The sequence below is a fragment of the Amycolatopsis sp. SB7-3 genome (assembly GCF_041021335.1).
Classification (GTDB): domain Bacteria; phylum Actinomycetota; class Actinomycetes; order Mycobacteriales; family Pseudonocardiaceae; genus Amycolatopsis; species Amycolatopsis japonica.
The window spans coordinates 1-296 of the sequence record NZ_JBFPJQ010000018.1 but is presented as its reverse complement, the minus strand read 5'-3'; the positions used below and the strand labels follow the sequence as shown (position 1 = coordinate 296).

Here is a 296-nt window from a genome sequence, read left to right as displayed (position 1 = left end):
ACGGTCGATCGACCTCGTGGTCGCGTTGTACGCCGTGCACAAGGCCGGTGGCGCTTACCTGCCGGTCGACCGCGACTATCCGGCCGATCGCATCGCGTTCATGCTCGAAGACGCCGCCCCCGCGGTCGTGCTCGAAGAACTGCCCGTTCTCGACGGGTACTCCTCCGAAAGCCTGGGGCGGACCGTCGACCCGTCGTCTCCGGCGTATGTGATCTACACGTCGGGTTCGACCGGTCGGCCGAAGGGTGTCGTGGTGCCGCATGCGGGCATCGTGAACCGGTTGCTGTGGATGCAAT

The 296-nt window shown here is 65.9% G+C and carries 1 protein-coding gene; it reads left to right on the top strand.

Annotation, left to right across the window (positions count from 1 at the left end; genetic code table 11):
* Positions 1 to 296, top strand: a 296-nt coding sequence (locus AB8M46_RS39950; RefSeq protein ID WP_394363514.1) for an AMP-binding protein, incomplete at both ends; no start/stop codon positions are given.